17 protein-coding genes and 3 pseudogenes are annotated in these 15,781 nt (G+C 52.2%); 10 read left to right on the top strand and 10 right to left on the bottom strand.

Going from position 1 to position 15,781, the window contains the following annotated elements; translation table 11 throughout:
• Positions 1–2: 2 nt before the first annotated feature.
• A pseudogene (locus GXP69_RS19400) lies at positions 3–1,009 on the top strand (Na+/H+ antiporter NhaA).
• Positions 904–1,455 (top strand): annotated as a pseudogene (locus GXP69_RS19395) (Na+/H+ antiporter NhaA). The pseudogenes GXP69_RS19400 and GXP69_RS19395 overlap by 106 nt, the downstream one beginning before the upstream one ends.
• An 86-nt stretch (positions 1,456–1,541) precedes the next feature.
• Here GXP69_RS19395 and GXP69_RS17255 read toward each other — a convergent pair.
• Complete coding sequence (locus tag GXP69_RS17255) at positions 1,542–5,414, bottom strand: hypothetical protein (protein WP_163916615.1); 3,873 nt, start codon at positions 5,412–5,414, stop codon at positions 1,542–1,544.
• Between the two features lie 292 nt (positions 5,415–5,706).
• Between GXP69_RS17255 and GXP69_RS17250 the strand changes: the two genes are divergently transcribed.
• Positions 5,707–5,907, top strand: coding sequence for a hypothetical protein (locus tag GXP69_RS17250; protein ID WP_163916613.1), 201 nt, complete (start codon positions 5,707–5,709; stop codon positions 5,905–5,907).
• A gap of 10 nt (positions 5,908–5,917) precedes the next feature.
• Here GXP69_RS17250 and GXP69_RS17245 read toward each other — a convergent pair whose 3' ends face one another.
• Both GXP69_RS17245 and GXP69_RS17240 read right to left on the bottom strand, forming a co-directional pair.
• Positions 5,918–6,268, bottom strand: a complete 351-nt coding sequence (locus tag GXP69_RS17245; RefSeq protein WP_163916611.1) for a hypothetical protein — start codon at positions 6,266–6,268, stop codon at positions 5,918–5,920.
• Positions 6,269–6,278: 10 nt separating this feature from the next.
• Entirely contained in the window at positions 6,279–6,707 is a 429-nt protein-coding gene (locus tag GXP69_RS17240; protein WP_204282079.1) for a hypothetical protein, read from the bottom strand.
• 328 nt (positions 6,708–7,035) lie between these two features.
• Between GXP69_RS17240 and GXP69_RS17235 the strand changes: the two genes are divergently transcribed.
• The 5 genes from GXP69_RS17235 to GXP69_RS18985 all read left to right on the top strand — a co-directional run bounded on the left by GXP69_RS17235 (position 7,036) and on the right by GXP69_RS18985 (position 9,784).
• On the top strand, positions 7,036–7,407 hold the full coding sequence (locus GXP69_RS17235) for a hypothetical protein (RefSeq protein WP_163916607.1): 372 nt from the start codon (positions 7,036–7,038) through the stop codon (positions 7,405–7,407).
• 18 nt (positions 7,408–7,425) lie between these two features.
• Positions 7,426–7,584, top strand: coding sequence for a hypothetical protein (locus GXP69_RS18995; RefSeq protein WP_204282078.1), 159 nt, complete (start codon positions 7,426–7,428; stop codon positions 7,582–7,584).
• 248 nt (positions 7,585–7,832) lie between these two features.
• Complete coding sequence (locus GXP69_RS17230) at positions 7,833–8,066, top strand: hypothetical protein (protein WP_204282077.1); 234 nt, start codon at positions 7,833–7,835, stop codon at positions 8,064–8,066.
• 266 nt (positions 8,067–8,332) lie between these two features.
• The gene (locus tag GXP69_RS18990) at positions 8,333–8,740 is read left to right on the top strand and encodes a hypothetical protein (RefSeq protein ID WP_204282076.1); all 408 of its coding nucleotides are present in this window, start codon (positions 8,333–8,335) and stop codon (positions 8,738–8,740) included.
• Between the two features lie 309 nt (positions 8,741–9,049).
• The gene (locus GXP69_RS18985; RefSeq protein WP_204282075.1) at positions 9,050–9,784 is read left to right on the top strand and encodes a hypothetical protein; all 735 of its coding nucleotides are present in this window, start codon (positions 9,050–9,052) and stop codon (positions 9,782–9,784) included.
• A gap of 621 nt (positions 9,785–10,405) precedes the next feature.
• Here GXP69_RS18985 and GXP69_RS17220 read toward each other — a convergent pair.
• On the bottom strand, positions 10,406–10,630 hold the full coding sequence (locus GXP69_RS17220; protein ID WP_163916604.1) for a hypothetical protein: 225 nt from the start codon (positions 10,628–10,630) through the stop codon (positions 10,406–10,408).
• Between the two features lie 90 nt (positions 10,631–10,720).
• Positions 10,721–10,918 (bottom strand): annotated as a pseudogene (locus GXP69_RS19390) (alcohol dehydrogenase catalytic domain-containing protein); the annotation flags it as partial.
• Positions 10,919–11,352: 434 nt separating this feature from the next.
• Here GXP69_RS19390 and GXP69_RS17210 point away from each other — a divergent pair.
• The gene (locus GXP69_RS17210) at positions 11,353–12,114 is read left to right on the top strand and encodes an SDR family oxidoreductase (RefSeq protein ID WP_163916603.1); all 762 of its coding nucleotides are present in this window, start codon (positions 11,353–11,355) and stop codon (positions 12,112–12,114) included.
• A gap of 36 nt (positions 12,115–12,150) precedes the next feature.
• The gene (locus GXP69_RS17205; RefSeq protein ID WP_163916601.1) at positions 12,151–12,597 is read left to right on the top strand and encodes a lipocalin-like domain-containing protein; all 447 of its coding nucleotides are present in this window, start codon (positions 12,151–12,153) and stop codon (positions 12,595–12,597) included.
• A gap of 291 nt (positions 12,598–12,888) precedes the next feature.
• On the opposite strand, the gene GXP69_RS19385 is transcribed toward GXP69_RS17205, so the two are convergent.
• The 5 genes from GXP69_RS19385 to GXP69_RS17185 form a co-directional block, all read right to left on the bottom strand.
• Positions 12,889–13,161, bottom strand: coding sequence for a plasmid mobilization protein (locus GXP69_RS19385; RefSeq protein WP_394367365.1), 273 nt, complete (start codon positions 13,159–13,161; stop codon positions 12,889–12,891).
• 106 nt (positions 13,162–13,267) lie between these two features.
• Positions 13,268–13,603: a toprim domain-containing protein gene (locus GXP69_RS19380; protein ID WP_163916599.1), complete on the bottom strand. Its 336-nt coding sequence runs from the start codon at positions 13,601–13,603 to the stop codon at positions 13,268–13,270.
• Complete coding sequence (locus GXP69_RS17195) at positions 13,506–14,225, bottom strand: CHC2 zinc finger domain-containing protein (protein ID WP_163916598.1); 720 nt, start codon at positions 14,223–14,225, stop codon at positions 13,506–13,508. Before GXP69_RS17195 ends, GXP69_RS19380 begins: the two co-directional genes overlap by 98 nt.
• A gap of 87 nt (positions 14,226–14,312) precedes the next feature.
• Complete coding sequence (locus tag GXP69_RS17190) at positions 14,313–14,627, bottom strand: helix-turn-helix domain-containing protein (protein ID WP_163916596.1); 315 nt, start codon at positions 14,625–14,627, stop codon at positions 14,313–14,315.
• A 606-nt stretch (positions 14,628–15,233) separates the two neighbouring features.
• Entirely contained in the window at positions 15,234–15,626 is a 393-nt protein-coding gene (locus GXP69_RS17185; RefSeq protein WP_163916594.1) for a hypothetical protein, read from the bottom strand.
• Positions 15,627–15,781 lie beyond the last annotated feature (155 nt).

The raw sequence follows: 15,781 nt of genomic DNA, 5'->3' as shown, positions 1-15,781 counted from the left end.
CGATGAGACAGCCGTGGTTTTTTGGCAGGGGGTTGACAGACAGTTGGCGAGGGCTGCAGGCTTTAGAGGTCACGTATACACAGCAAAATAGCTTCCCGCCAACGGCTCTTAAACGATCTATAAACTTCTTATCCATGAGAAAAGCCTCGGAACCTGAAGCCAAAACCGTCCTTCTACCGAAAGCGCTTCTTGATAAGCTGACAAAGCCATTTGACAATTTCTTGCACACCGGCGCAACAAGTTCCGCTGTTCTTCTTTTGGCCACTATTGTTGCCTTGGTTATATCAAATTCTCCTTGGGCTCATGTTGCTGAACAGTTATGGGAAACCCCGGTAGGCCTTCAGGTAGGCTCATTTAACTTTGCCCGTTCACTACGGGAGTGGATTAACGACAGGTTGATGACGCTGTTTTTCTTCCTTGTGGCATTGGAACTGAAGCGTGAGTTAATCCTCGGGGAAATAAGCAACCCGCGCAAAGCCGCGCTGTCCGTTGCAGCCGCTCTAGGAGGGATGTTGGTGCCTGCCATGCTATACCTGGCACTGCAGTGGGGGCAGCCAGGGGAGCATGGGTGAGGTACGGTCATGGCAACAGACACAGCGTTTGCCATTGGTTGTCTGGCTATCCTCGGTTCGCGTATCCCCAAAAGCCTGCGCATCTTCATGCTATCGCTGGCATTGGCGCCATTCTGGTCGTGGCCATCGGCTATAGTAGTCATACCTCCTGGAGCGCACTGGCCCAGGCAGCCGTTGGGATTGTTCTCTTAAGGGCTATGGCCGCATTAGGCTTCCGTGGTTTTCCGCTCTACATTCTGGTAGGTTGTTTTATCTGGCTTGCTCTGGATTGGTCCGGTATCCATGCCACCATCACAGGCGTTATACTTGGCTTGATGACCCCTGCACGCAGGTGGGTCAGCGATGTGCGCCTGTATGCTATACTTGGTCAGGTTGTCGCGCAGCGGGCGACGAAAAAGGAAGTGGTGCCACCAAACACCGGCAAACCCTGCAGGTAGCCGAGACTGCGGCGCGCGAAGCGTTGTCTCCGGCTGAACGCTTGGTGTATGCCTTACACCCGTGGGTTGGTTTTGTTGTTATGCCGGTCTTCGCCCTTGCCAATGCGGACTTGCATTTGTCATTCAGCGCTATCGACAGCTCTGTTACGATAGCCGTGATAACTGGCTTTATCCTAGGTAAACCAATTGGAATATTGGCATTCAGCTGGTTGGCAGTCCGTTTGCATCTCGCTGTTCGCCCCCCAGACCTCAGCTAGATATTAATGGCCGGTGGCGGAGTGCTAGGCGGAATAGGTTTTACCATGGTACTATTCATTGCAAACCTAGCCTTCAGCGAAAGCTTAGTTGAGGGCGCTAAATCAGGAATTTTTTTGGCCTCCGTATTTGCGGCAGTAGCGGGTCTTGCACTCTTGCGGTGGTGGCCGGCGCAAAAAATACAGCCTTGAGTTTTCCGAAACTGACAAAGCGAATATTGCCTGTGCAGGTAAAGTTCGCTACAGGCTTGAGGAAGCAATAAAATAAGAATATCTGGTTACAGATTTGTAAACCCCGAGACTATCCGGTACACCAGATTCGTCATCAGGCTGTGGGTGATCCCGCTGCGCATGGACTGGCTCAGGTGGTAGGAAACGGAACGCTGGGGATCACGCTTAACCTGAAACGTGCCTTCCCTGAATTTGCCAAGAGTGGACGGGTTGTTGGACTTGATAATAAATGTATTAATCAGCAGACTCTCTGCCTTTAGCAGAAAATCAGGGTTTTCCGGGTGCTGCTTGTTCAGGAGTTGTATTTTCAGGTTGTTGTAAGGAAAACTCACCTGACCGGTAGCCAGGCGATCCGTGGCCTCTACCAGAAAGGAAACCTGGTTTATCCGGCCGCTCGATGCCCGGATAAACAGCATGTTCTCTACCAAAGGGTTAAGGGCTGAAAAATCCATGGGATCCAACGTACCCTCACAAGTGTAGCGGTCTTCCGGGTGATCCATCTGAAACTGAAAGCGGGCATGCAGCGTGCTGACGCCCATAAACTGCGCCGAAGCGTTTATTGTCAGCATGTTATTCAGCCGGATGAACGCTGAATCGTTCGTGACGTTATATAGCTCCATACGAATATCTTCCAGCACAAGTACACCCGGCCTGATAGCGTTTATGGCGATGACAGGGTGTTCCACCAGGCTCTGCTTTTCAACCAGTATAGTATCCAGCCGGATGTAGATCCCGGCCCCGCGTAGGGCTCTTTGCAGCGTCGGAGGCTTTTGTGCCGGGTCAATCCCTAAACGGTTGTCCCGGTATACTTCTACATTTGGGTTTCGGACCAACATTTTAGCTGCTATCAAATCCTGCCGGTCGAACAGCGCCCGCAGGCTGATGCCCTGCATTTCCATCTCAGCTACTGCCAGATCGATGCGGTCCCGGGCGTAAGTAAACAGGGCTGCATATTCTTGTTTACTATACAGCGGCCGCACCCGAAGGCTGTCTACCAGCAGTTTCCTGGCTAACATGGAGGCCCGTATATCATTTACTTCAATAACATACAGGCTGTCTGCAGTATAGTAGGAATACCCTTGCACCAGCAACTCCAAGTCGTCTGCGTCAAATATATCAAGCACCTCTGTCTCCTCCCATGATACCAGCCGTAACTGGTCAATCCCCAGTGCTACATGCTCCAGGGTCTGGCTGATGCGGATGGTATCTTCCAGTATATTAAAGTCAAGTGTGCCATCTGAAACCTGCACGCGCCCTACCCTAAAACCCGTTTGCAGTTCTGTCAGTTGGGCAGCCGCAGTCCGGGCATTTACCGGAATGACGTTATGATCCTGAAGAATTTTTACTTTCGGGCCTGTCAGCAGGAGGCTGTCCATGCGGTACTGTCCGGTTGCATAGGCTTGGATCAGGTTAAAACCGGTTATGCGGGACCTTTTGGCAGAAATATCGATCAGGTTGTGGCTCGCCAGGTCAGGGCTATTCACTTTCAGGCGCTCATTCACTCCCCTGTCGGCACTAACACTGAATGTATGGGCGATGACTTCTTTTGTCCTGCTGGAATAATACAGGCTGTCGAGCCTGATGGTATACAGGCTGTCGGTGGTTTTATAAGTATAGTTTTTGGCCTGCAGGTTCAGCTCCCGCATCGGAAGCGCATCGGCCAGGTTGGCAAAAACAGCGGGAGTAAGTACAAAGCCTGAGACGGTAACGTTGACGTGCTCCAGCCAATGGGTACGCATCACCGGAGCCAGCCTTTCGTTGAATGCAAAGGAGCCGTCTTCCAGTTGAATGCCGTTTGCAGAAATTATATCCACGAGCTCGAAAAGCCCTTTTCTTACCCCATGACGCTCCAACTCTAAGGCAGTCACCTTACGGTCCACAAGAATGGCTACCTTTGGCTGCCGAAGAATCACTTGGTCTATCTCCAGCCGCCTGGTGTACAGCGCCTTTACCAGGTCCACGCCTGTTACCCGCAACTTATTGGCAGACAAATCAAAAAGGGTGCGACTGGCGTTATGAATACGCTTGTGCTGGTCATTGGCACTGTTGCTGGAGAGAACCTCTGCGGTACGTGCGGTAAACTCCAACTGGCGGGTGGAGTAGCGCAGGCCCGTCAGGGCATACGTATAGGTATTGTCGGGCAGCTGAGAGCGATAACTTTGGGCTGTCACAACGACATCCTCCAACGGGAGTTTCTCATCCGGATGGAAGGTATAAGGCAGATCAACATGCAGTCCCGTGGCAGTTAGGTTGGCATGCTCCAATTCCTGCAGGCGCTGCATGCGTCTGGTTTTACTGTGCTTAGTGAGCGAGGCATCTACAATGTCTATCTTTCCTACTTCCAGCCTGTTTACCAACCCTGAAATTTGCCGGTTCACCTCCTGATGATCATCTCTCTCCCCAGTACCAGTCACTTGTTCGTCCTTTCGTACATCAATGATGGGTCTCTCAGCGGTCATGCGATCGATTGCCAGTCGGGATGTGCGCAAAGCTTGCAGCAGGTCCAGGCCCTGAAGGTGCAGGCGTGGCAGGGAGATGTCGTAAAACATACGCAATGCCTTTTTCCGGGCTTTCAGGCGATCGTTCTTGTCCCAGTCTCCGGCCAGGTGCAGGTTATCTACCTGCAGGGTTTTGTCTTGGGAAGAGAGCCGCAAGCTGCCAACCTGTAAGAGGTACGGACTGTTATAAGGTGTGTATGTATAGTTTCTTAGGGCTGCACTTATCTCTGCTGCGAAGGCGTTTGCTTTCGGCGCAAAAAAGGTGGCCGAGTCGAGCTGCAGCGCCTGCAGGTCTATAGTTGCCCTGCCCAGGCGGTGGAGCGTATGCACTATCCTGTTCTTCTGGCGGTAACTGAAGCTGCCGTCGCTAAGGTGCACCTCCTCTGTGCTGATTTCCTTTAAGTATGGGGAGATTTGAGCGTATATACCGGCTAGGGCAGGAGAATCCGAGGAGTCAGCTACGGAGAGGTCCTCCATTACAGTAAGGACGGGGCGCTCTATGAGTAACTTGCTAAGGTGCAAGCGCTTTGTTCGCCAGGCTGCTTCGGCATCCACGCCTGTCAGGTATAGCAAAGGAATCCGGAACTGGTAGAGCAGGTGCAGAGCCCGGTCTTTAGGCATTGCCGCGTTTACTGAGTAATCCGGCTGTACGGCTATCCCTTCTGCTTTCAGAGTCTGCTTTGTGGAGGAGTAGGAAAGCTGCCCGACGTTCATGGCGTACACGCTGTCTGGAGCATAGAAGGCATAGTCCCGGATATTTAGCTCCACTCTGCTTGCACTGAGCATTTCAAAAATACCCTTCTGTTTCTGTAAGTCTAACCGCAGGTCTTGCACCTGTAACGAAAGCCGGGGAGTTTCATGGCGTGGCCTTTTGCGTTGCCCCAGTACCAGGTAACGGTACCTGGCTTGCTGTACGTTCAGCTGCCAGATGCTGATTGCTTTCAGGGAACCGCTCCCCTTACTGCTGTGACTCTCTTCTTTCTCCACCGATTCGTCCAGCAACTGCGTGACCACCGGGCGCTCCGCCACGACGGTGTGCATACCTAAGTGGTTCTTAAAAAGCAGGTCCACCAGGTTAATTCGGGTAACGGTCAGCCCCGGACTTTGGACATCGAGAAGGATTCGGCTGGCCCGCCCCTTCTCCTTTTGCCGTTGGTGCACGGCAGGATCCGGATAGAGATGCAGCCCCCGTAGGGTGATGCTGCGCGTTCGCAGGTGCAGCTGCAAGTCGTGAAAGTTGACCTGGTAAAGCCCTTCGGTGTGCACAGCAACCTGCTTTTTAAGATACCGCTCCACCAGGGGTTCGGCCAAGAGGTATAGCAAGACCAGCACCACCAGTAAAAAACCAGCGAGACTGATTAGCACAATGCCTGCAGTCTTCAGGGCTTTGTGGCCCCACCCGGTTTTAGCTGAATCTGGCATAGCATGTATTGAAAACACTGAAAGGCCAAAAGGAATGTCTGTTTACTGTTTTATTTTACGGACAGTGACAGCTCGGGGTGTTTTGATTGCTGTAGTATTCCGTGACACAAGATCATGTCGCTCTTACTAGTGCTTTGCCATATTAGCTCTTGTCTGGGAAGACAGACAGGCGTGCGCTACTGTAAGTTGGGTGCCCTGCTAAAATAGCCGATGGTCTACACACTACTTCTATGCAGGCTACGTATACTGAACTGCACAAAGTAGCTTATATCACGCAGCAAACCTTTAGAACATGAGAGAGGACAAACTACAAGAACTGGAGCGCAAGGCTTTAGCGGCTGCTCACGAATACTGGGAAGAGTACACGCACCAAAACGGGAGGCAAGACAATATGCTCACATGGGTAAGGAACGACGATACTGAGGAAATGCTCTGCCTCACCAAAGGAGGGTACACCAGCCAGCTTTCAAATTTTATCAACAAACTTGGTTGAGCCATAGCCCCTAAAGGCCTTTTTCAATGACTATCTGGTCAGTTTCCACCAGCACGTACAGTGGGGCCTGACCCGGGAGGGTTGCCTCAATTCGGGTGCCGTAGAGTTGTGCTGGCACGAATACCCTTATTTTTGCTTCCTGGGCGGCGAGCTCTTTTAGCAGTGCCTGTGAATTGGCAGTGTTCTTGTCTGCTTTTTCCTTGTTATCGGCAAAGCGCCTGAGCGAATCGAAATCCACCTGCTCTTCAGCCTCGGCAGATTCTGCTGCCTGAGCTTTCCTGCGAACATCATACGTCTGTTTGATCTTCTCTCTGAGCTCCAGAATCCTGTTCAGGCAATGGTAAAATTGGTCCTGTGTCATCTCATTTAGGTTAAGTAAGGTTATACATCACGGGGTTGTACCTCAGCACCAGGTCTTCGATGGTGATCAGCCGCACGTGCTGCACCAACGCGGTTCTGACCCCACCTACCACAGCCGACTCCACAGAGGCGTCCAGCATCAGGTAATGTTCTTCCACGGTGCCCTGTTCCTCAAACATGACAGTGTAGAACCTGTGCCCTCCTTCCTGGCTGTGCAGCTGAATGGCGCTACCCAAAATCATACCGTCAGCCAATAGCGTCACAGGGGTATCGTTCAGGAAAGTAATCCGGTAGGCGTCGTTTTCAGTTGAGCGCCTGTTTATCTGCAGCAAGTGCTGGTTATCCTCAAAGCCAATCAGTTCGGTTGGGCTGGGCGTTCGCCCCAGTAGCTGGGTAAGGCAGGCTGCATAGTCCCGGTAATTGACAAGGTCATTTTTCATAGTTAAGGTTTTAGCAGCGGGACGAATAAAAGCGGGGCAGCCAATCGGCTGGTCGGTTCTGGCCATCAGGCCGGATAGGGGGTATGAATGTATAACAAGCGCACCAACCGTAATAGTTTGAGTATTAGCAGCTTTAATTTATTTCCAATGGGCTATGCGCCCCTTCTCACCCATGAAAAGAATAAACTAAGCCCTGTAAATGTGCCAAGAGAACGCCTGGAACACCTTTAATGAATATAAGTGCCTTATTGTCAATTAATTCCAGTTGACCTGCTCATCTACCCGTACAACTAAGTAGGATAATAGAATATACCTTTTCCTGACAAATATGACTTATAAGACCATTTTAATTTCGTTGATTACAGGATTCCTAATGCTCGTAACAACACAATCCTTTTCACAGAATACACCTACCAAGGAAAAGCAAAAACAGGATCAGGAAGCAGCAAAGGAGAAAGCCATTGCTGATGAACATCGCTTATCAGATGCTAAAGAGCTAAAGAAAAATACTAAAGCTGATGCCCGGGTGGCAGAAGCGAATGCCAAAGAAGCAAAAAGACTAAACAAAGAAGCGGCCTATGCGGCCAAGCATGCTAAACGCGCCGCCAGAATGGAGGCAAAAGCCCAGCGTACCCGAACGGATGCTGACATGCAGGCAAAGAAGGCAGCAAAAGCAGCCAGAAAATCTAACAACAACTAACCCCTAATTTACCCCACCATGGAAAATAAATATCCAGAGGGATCTATCGTGTACACCAAAGTAAACCCCGGTCTGAAGCTGAAGGTAAGGCGATACGTGAAGCGCATCTACTACTGCACTAACCTGGAGCGTCCTCAAGAAAAAGAACTTGTATACTTTGAGCGTGAGCTTGTGTAAAATGAGGCGTTGGTAGTCGGATGATATGCTGCTACAGAACCGGCCGCATGTAATTCAAAGTGCCGGTAGCCCGCTCCTATAGGTTTACCTTAGACAAGTGGATGTGAAACTGGTCTAAGCGGAAGGCTACGCCGCTCAACATCGGACCTGCCCTCAACACAAACTTACTCTATTTGCGCATCAGCTGAAAAGAATTTATTCACCATTTAAGCACAACCACCATGGCTACACTAAACCGGACCATTGTCTTGAACGCATTGATCAAGCATGAAACTCTCACCATTGACGATTTCGCCAAAGTGGGTAACCTCGGCGCATCCCCGGGCGGCAACCACCTGCAACTTTTGGTAGATGAGCTGGTCCAAAGCGGCCACATTCAGACTCTGGATGGGGTCATCCCCTGTACCTATACCATCACAGATGAAGGAATAAAGGAAGGAGCCCGCCTGGCAAAGGCAGGGCACAGGAACTATCTCTATTAGGAGCGGCTTGGCGTTGGGTAGACCGTCTGCTCTAATACGGCGGCACTGCCTTCCAAGGGGAGCAGCAGCCACCTATAGCATCCTTGAAAACCATTTTACGCTTAATCAAGTAATTAAAAACTAAGCATAAGTAAAGTACAAATGCTAGCTAAAAGTGCGTATGCGCTTGGCCTGCAACCTATGTCCTGATATATGGCAAGATAAAGAATTGGGGTGTGGTTGACCTGGTGAGCAAAGGTCCTGCCGATACCCTGTGGGCCAGGGTCATGCATGCGAACCTGGCGAGCATTATGCCGCAGGTGGTGCCTACTTGGTGTGAGCAGGAAGGCCATGAGGTGGTGCTGGTATGTTACACCGGTCGTGAGGATCTGCGGAAGGAGCTGCCCAAAGGGGTTGACGTGGTCTTTATCTGCTCCTTTACCCAGGCGGCTTTACTGGCCTACGCCCTTAGCCAATACTTTCGCAGCCTGGGCGCGGTGACGGTGTTGGGTGGCCCCCACGCGCGTTGCTATCCGGATGATGCGGTGAAGTACTTTGATTACGTGCTGGGCTTCACCCATAAATCCACCATCGTGGACGTACTCCAGGACTGCAGTCCGCAGCGGCCCGAGGGCAGATACCTTTCGGCAGCCCGCGCACCTGCCAGGGGTAAAGGAGCGGTGGAAGTTTATTGAGCCTACTATAAAGAAGGCACCCTTTCTTCAGGTAGTGCCTATGATCGGGAGCGTCGGCTGCCCCTATACCTGTTCCTTCTGCATAGACGCCACGGTGGACTACCAGCCCATGAACTTTGACGTGGTAAGGGAGGACCTGCGTTTTCTGCTGACAAAGTTCCGCAAGCCCACCGTCGGCTGGCACGACCCTAACTTCGGCGTGCGCTTTGAGGCCAACATGGAGGCCATCGCCTCCGCGGCCCCCCGGGGAGCTTCCGTTTCTTTGCCGAGAGCAGCCTGTCCATCCTGACCGAGGAACACCTGCGGGTAATGCAGCGCAACGGCTTTGATGCCCTGCTGCCCGGCATCGAGTCCTGGTACGAGCTGGGGAACAAGTCCAGAACCTCGCGCAGGGTGGAGGAGGAGAAGGTGGCCCGCATCTCCGAGCACGTGAACATGATGTTCCGCTACGTGCCCTACGTGCAGACTAACTTTGTGCTGGGGCTGGACAGCGACCAGGGCGCCGAGCCCTTCGAGCTGACCAAGCGCTTCGTGGACCTGTCCCCGGCGGCCTTTCCCGGTTACTCCCTGCTGAGCGCCTTTGGGCAGGCGGCCCCGCTTAACCTGGAGTACCAGCGGGCGGGCAGGGTGCTGCCCTTTCACTTTCTCAACAACCACCTAGCCATGAACGTAAGGCCCCGCAACTACGGGTGGGTGGAGTTCTATGACAGGGTGATCGACCTGACGGCCTACACCTTCTCCAGAAAGGCTATTTACAGGCGCTTTATGGCCACACCTAGCTCCTCGGCCAAGTGGATGAACCTGATGCGGGCTGTTTCTTCTGAGGGGTACGGACGCCTGCGGTTTTACCGGCAGGTGCGCAAAAACCTGGTGGAAGACGTGGCATTCAGGAAGTACTTTGAAGGGGAGTCAAAGTTACTGCCTCCCTTTTATAAAAACATCATTCAAAAAGATTTGGGAGAGTGGTGGCAGTGGCTTCCGGAAGGGGCCCTGGAGCATGCCCCTAACGCGTACCTGCAAAAGCATCACCTGCAGCAAACGTAACATACTTTTGAAAACTAGAAGAGCAGTTTAGATGCAAATAAAAAAGCCATCTAGCGATTTTACTCGTAAGTGGCCCATTATCGATCTCCCTCCTGGGCTTGAACCAGCCCCCTGATCAACAGTGAGAGCAAGTGTAATAGTCTCTCAAATACATTGATATACTGGATGAGGGGGAAGATTATTTTGACCCTACCTCGCTAACGATCCTGCTTTGAGAAAGGCATCTCACCCCTGTCAGATACTAATCAGTTACTAACCTGGCATGTTGGTCCCGGGTTAGTCCCTTGTTTGGGAACAATATGATGCACGTTTGGTGCACCAAGGAATGATCTACTTGGTATCAGTAGAAGGTAATAGCGGCACAGTATTATGGCTGATTTGGATTTGCCACTGGTGTGATTGTATCATTAATTGAGGGATTAATGAGATAACTAAAGATACCCTCAGGTCTATTACATTAGAAGTTGAAGGGTTTGGCTGTGGTAATACAGGAGGTGTAATAGTATTCTGTATCATAGAACAAGCTACTGTCATCAGAATCCTGCTAGAAGTTGAAACGCAACTTGATAAACAACCTCTTTAATATAAGGAGCCTTCATGGGGAGAGTAGCAGCTACATTCTTAATCCAGATTTAGATGTGATTTTGTATTCTTTAACTCTTTTTTTAAGCCTAAGATACAGTCAGTGAAAAATTCAAGCCCGTGCTGGCTCTCCTCCTGACTAACAGGCCTGAGGAACTTATAATGGACTACTGAGCGGTTTGCGTTCAGCTCCAATGACAAGTAATTGGCCTCTGCTACCGGCAGCTTCATCGCTTTATTTTGCAATTCGTCTTTGTAAATCATACCTGATTCATTTGTTTAACCGGGTAAATGCCAGCCAACGGTACTTACCTGATTGGTTGGCTTTCATAGTTTGACTGTTATACTGTTTTTCTAGTTTCCTATACTAGTACAAGCAGCTAATGTTTTAGATAGAGATCCAGAAGATAGGATAGAACGATAAAAAAATGACGTACTGGACACAATGCCGGCTCCTTCGTGACCACTTATAGCCGGAAAAGGTGCTCCTCTGCCATTGATGGATTTCGCATCAATATGCCACACCCCTGTCACTATGACCTTAACCAGAACTTCGTCAGCACCGGGTTCCGCTTATCCTACTTCTTCGATTGTTAATAACTCATCTACGTCGTTTAATACAGCTGCCTGGATTTTCATAGTCGCCTACGTGAAATTATTGTTTACTTGCGATTGATTATTTATTAAACACGTTTATTGGTTAAGTGCGTTAATGTAAGGTGTTCAATAGATCCAACTACCAACCTGGAAGATTGGGTTATCCAGAGAAAGCTCCAGGGCCTTGCAAAAGGAAGGAAATTCGCCCTTGTCATTGATCTGCCTTTCTAAACACACGTTAATCGCTGGAGTTTGAAATGAACTTTTTGTGGATATAAAACGCACACGAACAAGCAGGCAGCACTGAAACAGTGAAGCGTATGAATAGAAAGCAAGGCTCCCCTATTATGATGTGACAGGAGGATTTTATTTACCTCAAACCCTGAATCATGAGCCAAAAAGTAATCGTAACTGCAGGCGCCGCAGGTATAGGCCTCGAAATCGTAAAAGCATTTGCAGCAAGCGGCGCAAATGTATTTGTTTGCGATATCGATGAAGCTGCCCTAATGGAGCTCGAGCACAACGTGCCTGGCGTAGTTACCAAAGTATGCGATGTTTCTAAGCGAAGCGACGTGGAAGCGATGGTGGCTTTCGGAGCGCAAGCTTTGGGCGGTTTGGATGTACTTGTCAATAACGCCGGCATTTCTGGTCCTACGTCGCCGGTGGAAGAAATCGACCCCGACGAATGGGAGAAAGTAATGCAGGTGGATATCAATGGAACCTTCTATGTGACCCGGTCGGCCATTCCTTTTCTGAAAAAGTCTTCTGCCGGCGTCATCATCAACATGTCCTCGCTGGCCGGCAGGTTTGGCTATGAAAACCGGAGCCCTTATTCCACCGCCAAGTGGGGTATTGTAGGTTTCACCAAAACTCTCTCCATTGAATTAGGCAGGTATGGCATTCGCGCTAATGCCATTTTACCAGGAGCGGTGGCCGGCTCCCGGATTGAGAGAGTGTTGCAGGGAAGAGCAGATGCCAACGGCACCAGCTTCGAAGAGGAAAAAGACAAGGCCATGGCGATACAGTCTTTGAAAGGATTTATAGACCCCAAAGACATTGCTGCACTGGCCCTGTTTTTAGCCTCCGACAGTGCTAAAATGATATCAGGGCAAATCCTGCCGATTGATGGCGACGCTAAAGCAGCTTCCTGATGTTTATCACTATCTTCTGATTTTAAGGTCAAACGTATGGCAAACACATTAAGAGAGCGGTTGATCGGCGCTTGGATGCTGGTCTCGTATATCGAAAAGCCTGTGGATAGCTCTGACCCGTTCTACCCCATGAGTGAAAAGCCGATGGGCATTATCATGTATACGCCGGATGGGTATATGTCTGCCCAACTGATGCATCCCGACAGAAGGAGCTTCGCTTCGGGAGACTGGTTCGATGGCACGGACGAAGAATACAAGCAGGAAGCCTCCACTTACATTGCCTACTCAGGTCCCTTCCATGTAGATGAGGAAAAGCAGTCGCTGACGCACTCCATGTTCGTTTCATTGTTCCCCAACTGGACGGGGCAAACGCAGCCACGGGTGGTGAAAATAGAGGGCGATTTGTTACACCTCAGCACGGCAACGCCTATTGTTTCTAATGGTAAAGAGGTCAACTCATTTTTGACCTGGAGACGGGGTTAATAATGTAAACTATCAACTTTTTTCAGGACGAGGCAAACTTCATCCCCGTCGGCTGCCGTTTCAGGCTAAACAGAAAGGTGGGACAGCACGTTGGCCCTTTTCTTGGTGAGGGGCTAATCCATGACCACGAATTAGACCTGCAGCTTTACGCGCTCACCCACAACAGGTACGGGCACATATTCAAAGGAAAGAAATCGGGCAAGAGTAAGGAACGGCCGGAGCTAGAGAAAATGATCGCCTAGGCGGCACCTGCCCTGCAGGGACAGCACCCCCTCCTGTGGGTCAGCCGGGCTAGCTGGTTGAGGTTGTTGGCCAGCCCCGAGAGCATACGCAGCGAGGCCGCCTCCTCTGGACGAAGGCGCGCCACGATCCGGCCTTCTTGGCCGCCACCCGAAACCAGGCCGAGAGGCTCAGGCCAGCCTCTCTCGCCTTGTCTGCAATTAGGAGCCGCTCTGTGTCGGTCACCCGCATGACGAGGGTGTGGCTCCGCTTCACCCGCTTGGCGGGGCGGCCGCCCTTTTTTCTCTCATGGCTTTGCTGCCGCTGTGCTGTCTCTGATTCCATGCTCTTGTTGCTTCTCGTTGTGAGAAGAAATCCCTGCTGCGACTACCGGGAGCGCAGGGCCGGCAGAGGTTTTTGTATGACAAAAACACAAACTTGCTCCCCGCTCTTAAAGTTGCTTTCCGGTAGCCCGCTTCCCGTGGACAGGTCCTAGTCGAAGCTGTTTAGCCTTCCCTTGCCTGGCCACCAGCAGCTCGTTCAAGTCCTTGTAGTATTTGTAAAGGGAGGAGTGGTCCCTGCAGTTGAGATTTGATTGGAGCAGCCGCTCGGTCACCTTCCTGCCAGCTGCATCCTGATCCAGGTAGAGGAGTACCCGTCGGTGCCGGCCGAGCAGCTCCAAGCTTCTGTTAACCAGTGCAAGAGAATTGAGGACAAGGAAGCTGGCATTGGTTTTGAGGTGGGGTCGAAGCTCGAGGAGGGAGAGGAAGTCCGTGAATCCCTCCACAAGGCTGACGGTGCCCGAACCGTTGTCCACGAAGGTGATGTCTTTGGGGGGAGGAGGATCCCTTGAACCAGGCGTTACGCAGTTCATAGCCACCCGAGCGGTTTTCAAACCCGTTTGCCTCATAGCGCCTGGTGCCGATGGCAAAGCTTACCTGTCGGCAATAGGGACTTGCTGTGTCGAAGGGGATGCCGCGCTGAAGCAGGTAGCTTGCCAGTGGGCTGTTCTCCTCCAGCGGCTTTGCCGCCAGTACCTGGATACCGGGCGGTGATTCCAGTGTGATCGCTGCGCTTTGCCGGTTGTCCGGCGTCCCAGCTGGCTTGATGGTTAGGGTAGATGTTGCCGCTGAAGAGAGGGAGTGCTCCGTCAGGAGCTGGATGACCTCTCGAATGGAGGCGGAGCGGTGCAGGCGCATGGCCAGGTCGAAGACCTTGCCGCCCTCCCCGCTGCCGTGGTCGTACCAGCAGTTCAGGCGCGTGTTGACCTTGAATGAAGGCGTGCGCTCGGCCATCCGCACCGGGGAGATGTACCACCAGTCACAGCCCCGCTTGTAGGCAGGCTGGATGCCTTGGCTGGCCAGGTAATCGGTGATGGCAATTTCACTGTTGATCTGCTGAATGTTCATCGTTTTTCCCTTCAGAGGCAAGAGTGGAAATGATCGGGGTGGGAAGTGCTTTTTCCTCGTGGCAGGCATTCTTTTTCCTGGTAGGCACTACTTTCTTTTCCTGCCTGCAACAAGCTCGACCGCCTCCTCGCGGATCTCGGAAACAGTCTTCCTGCGGCCCTGGCGGACCCACTCCTCCAGCTCACCTCGGTGAAAGTAGAGGCGCTTGCCCCGCTTGCTGAAGGGCAGCTCCCGGCAGCTGACCTTGGTGTAGAGCGTGGCCACGGAGAGGTGGATGTTGAGGATGGCCTCTTCTGCTTTCTGCTGGGGGCGGTGCTCGAGTAGCAGCCGCTCGATGCGGCCCATCTGCTCGTGCAGCTGGCTGACGGCGCGGGGGAGTTGGTCGAAGGTGAGATGTTCCATGGCAGCATTCTGTTTGGTTTGTGCTGCAATGGTAGGGCATGAGTTAGCAAGGCTGCAAGATGGCCGTCCTGCAGCCTGCCTGTTTCCTAATAGTTAGCTGTAGTTTTTCTGCGTGCGCAGCGCCGGGAAGACGGCATAGGTTCCGTCGGGCTGCCTGCGTACGTCCAGGATGGGGGACTGACAGGGCTTGGCGTTGGAGGAGAATGATGGCGGCCAGGTAGTTCGGGGGGAGGGTCCTCTGCTGCTTGCGGTAGACATAGGCAAAGTGACGGGAGATCCACGCCTCTAGGTCCGATTTGAGGCAGCCCATGATCAGGTTGGCCTCGTAGAGCTGCTTGAAGGCGTTGGCCAGCTGGTTGCCGTTGCCGTGGAAGAGCAGTGGGGAGGCGGGGGATCGGTTCTCCTGCAACAGGGCCAGTAGCTGCTGCTGGTCCTCCGGGGTAAAGTAGCCCTTGAGGATCCCAAAGAGCCTCTCCGTCACCCCGTCCACAAAGCGGGGGAAACCCGTAACGGGCTAGGCAGGGGGGAAGGGCATTCGCTTCCAGCTCCTTTTCTCCCGCAGCTTGACCGACTCGGCCAGGTCATCTATTAGCTCCTCCTGGATCTCTATGCCGACCTCGATGGGTTGCAGGTTGCGCATGACAAACAGTTCGGGCAGGCTGAGCTGGTGGAGGTAGCCGGCAGCTCAGCCTGCCCATAGTCCGGGGCGTGGTTGTGGAAGCTGACCCAAAAGGCCCTGAAGTGGTCCTCTAACTCGGTCATCTGCCCCAAGACCAGCTGCAGTTGCGGGCGGTGGAGGGGAAGAAGATCGAGCGCGGCCAGCTGGGAGAGGAGCCTGAGCTCGCTTTTGAAGACGGCGGCCTCGTCGTAGTGCGTCTCGTGCCGGAGGTCGTAGCTGCGCACTTCCTGGTGGCCGTAAGGACCTGTAACCACTCTCCTTTGAATAGGGTTGAGCTCAAAGGTCTGCAGGCGGGTCAGGAACTTCTTCAAGTGCTTCATGGCCTAAGCTTTTCAGATGGTCAGTCTCCGCATCGTTTAGTCTGTTCTACGACTGTCCCTGTTTTACCAACTGATTCTCGGGAGGCTTGGCCTATCAGGCGAACAGTCGAAGTTCACCCTATAGGTATTAAGAAAGCAAAAGGCTAGCCCCACTG

Source organism: Pontibacter burrus (genome assembly GCF_010686685.1).
GTDB classification, from domain to species: domain Bacteria; phylum Bacteroidota; class Bacteroidia; order Cytophagales; family Hymenobacteraceae; genus Pontibacter; species Pontibacter burrus.
Note: the sequence above shows the minus strand (reverse complement) of the source record. Positions and strands in the feature narration are given on the sequence as shown.

Excerpts from the sequence above, each read along its gene's own strand:
- GXP69_RS17245 (WP_163916611.1), bottom strand. The coding sequence starts at position 6,268 with ATGACACAGGACCAATTTTACCATTGCCTGAACAGGATTCTGGAGCTC.
- GXP69_RS19385 (WP_394367365.1), bottom strand. The coding sequence starts at position 13,161 with ATGGAATCAGAGACAGCACAGCGGCAGCAAAGCCATGAGAGAAAAAAG.
- GXP69_RS17255 (WP_163916615.1), bottom strand. The coding sequence starts at position 5,414 with ATGCCAGATTCAGCTAAAACCGGGTGGGGCCACAAAGCCCTGAAGACT.
- GXP69_RS18985 (WP_204282075.1), top strand. The coding sequence starts at position 9,050 with ATGCAGCGCAACGGCTTTGATGCCCTGCTGCCCGGCATCGAGTCCTGG.
- GXP69_RS17185 (WP_163916594.1), bottom strand. The coding sequence starts at position 15,626 with ATGAAGCACTTGAAGAAGTTCCTGACCCGCCTGCAGACCTTTGAGCTC.
- GXP69_RS17235 (WP_163916607.1), top strand. The coding sequence starts at position 7,036 with ATGACTTATAAGACCATTTTAATTTCGTTGATTACAGGATTCCTAATG.
- GXP69_RS17220 (WP_163916604.1), bottom strand. The coding sequence starts at position 10,630 with ATGATTTACAAAGACGAATTGCAAAATAAAGCGATGAAGCTGCCGGTA.
- GXP69_RS18995 (WP_204282078.1), top strand. The coding sequence starts at position 7,426 with ATGGAAAATAAATATCCAGAGGGATCTATCGTGTACACCAAAGTAAAC.
- GXP69_RS17250 (WP_163916613.1), top strand. The coding sequence starts at position 5,707 with ATGAGAGAGGACAAACTACAAGAACTGGAGCGCAAGGCTTTAGCGGCT.
- GXP69_RS17240 (WP_204282079.1), bottom strand. The coding sequence starts at position 6,707 with ATGAAAAATGACCTTGTCAATTACCGGGACTATGCAGCCTGCCTTACC.
- GXP69_RS17190 (WP_163916596.1), bottom strand. The coding sequence starts at position 14,627 with ATGGAACATCTCACCTTCGACCAACTCCCCCGCGCCGTCAGCCAGCTG.
- GXP69_RS18990 (WP_204282076.1), top strand. The coding sequence starts at position 8,333 with ATGCATGCGAACCTGGCGAGCATTATGCCGCAGGTGGTGCCTACTTGG.
- GXP69_RS17210 (WP_163916603.1), top strand. The coding sequence starts at position 11,353 with ATGAGCCAAAAAGTAATCGTAACTGCAGGCGCCGCAGGTATAGGCCTC.
- GXP69_RS17195 (WP_163916598.1), bottom strand. The coding sequence starts at position 14,225 with ATGAACATTCAGCAGATCAACAGTGAAATTGCCATCACCGATTACCTG.
- GXP69_RS17205 (WP_163916601.1), top strand. The coding sequence starts at position 12,151 with ATGGCAAACACATTAAGAGAGCGGTTGATCGGCGCTTGGATGCTGGTC.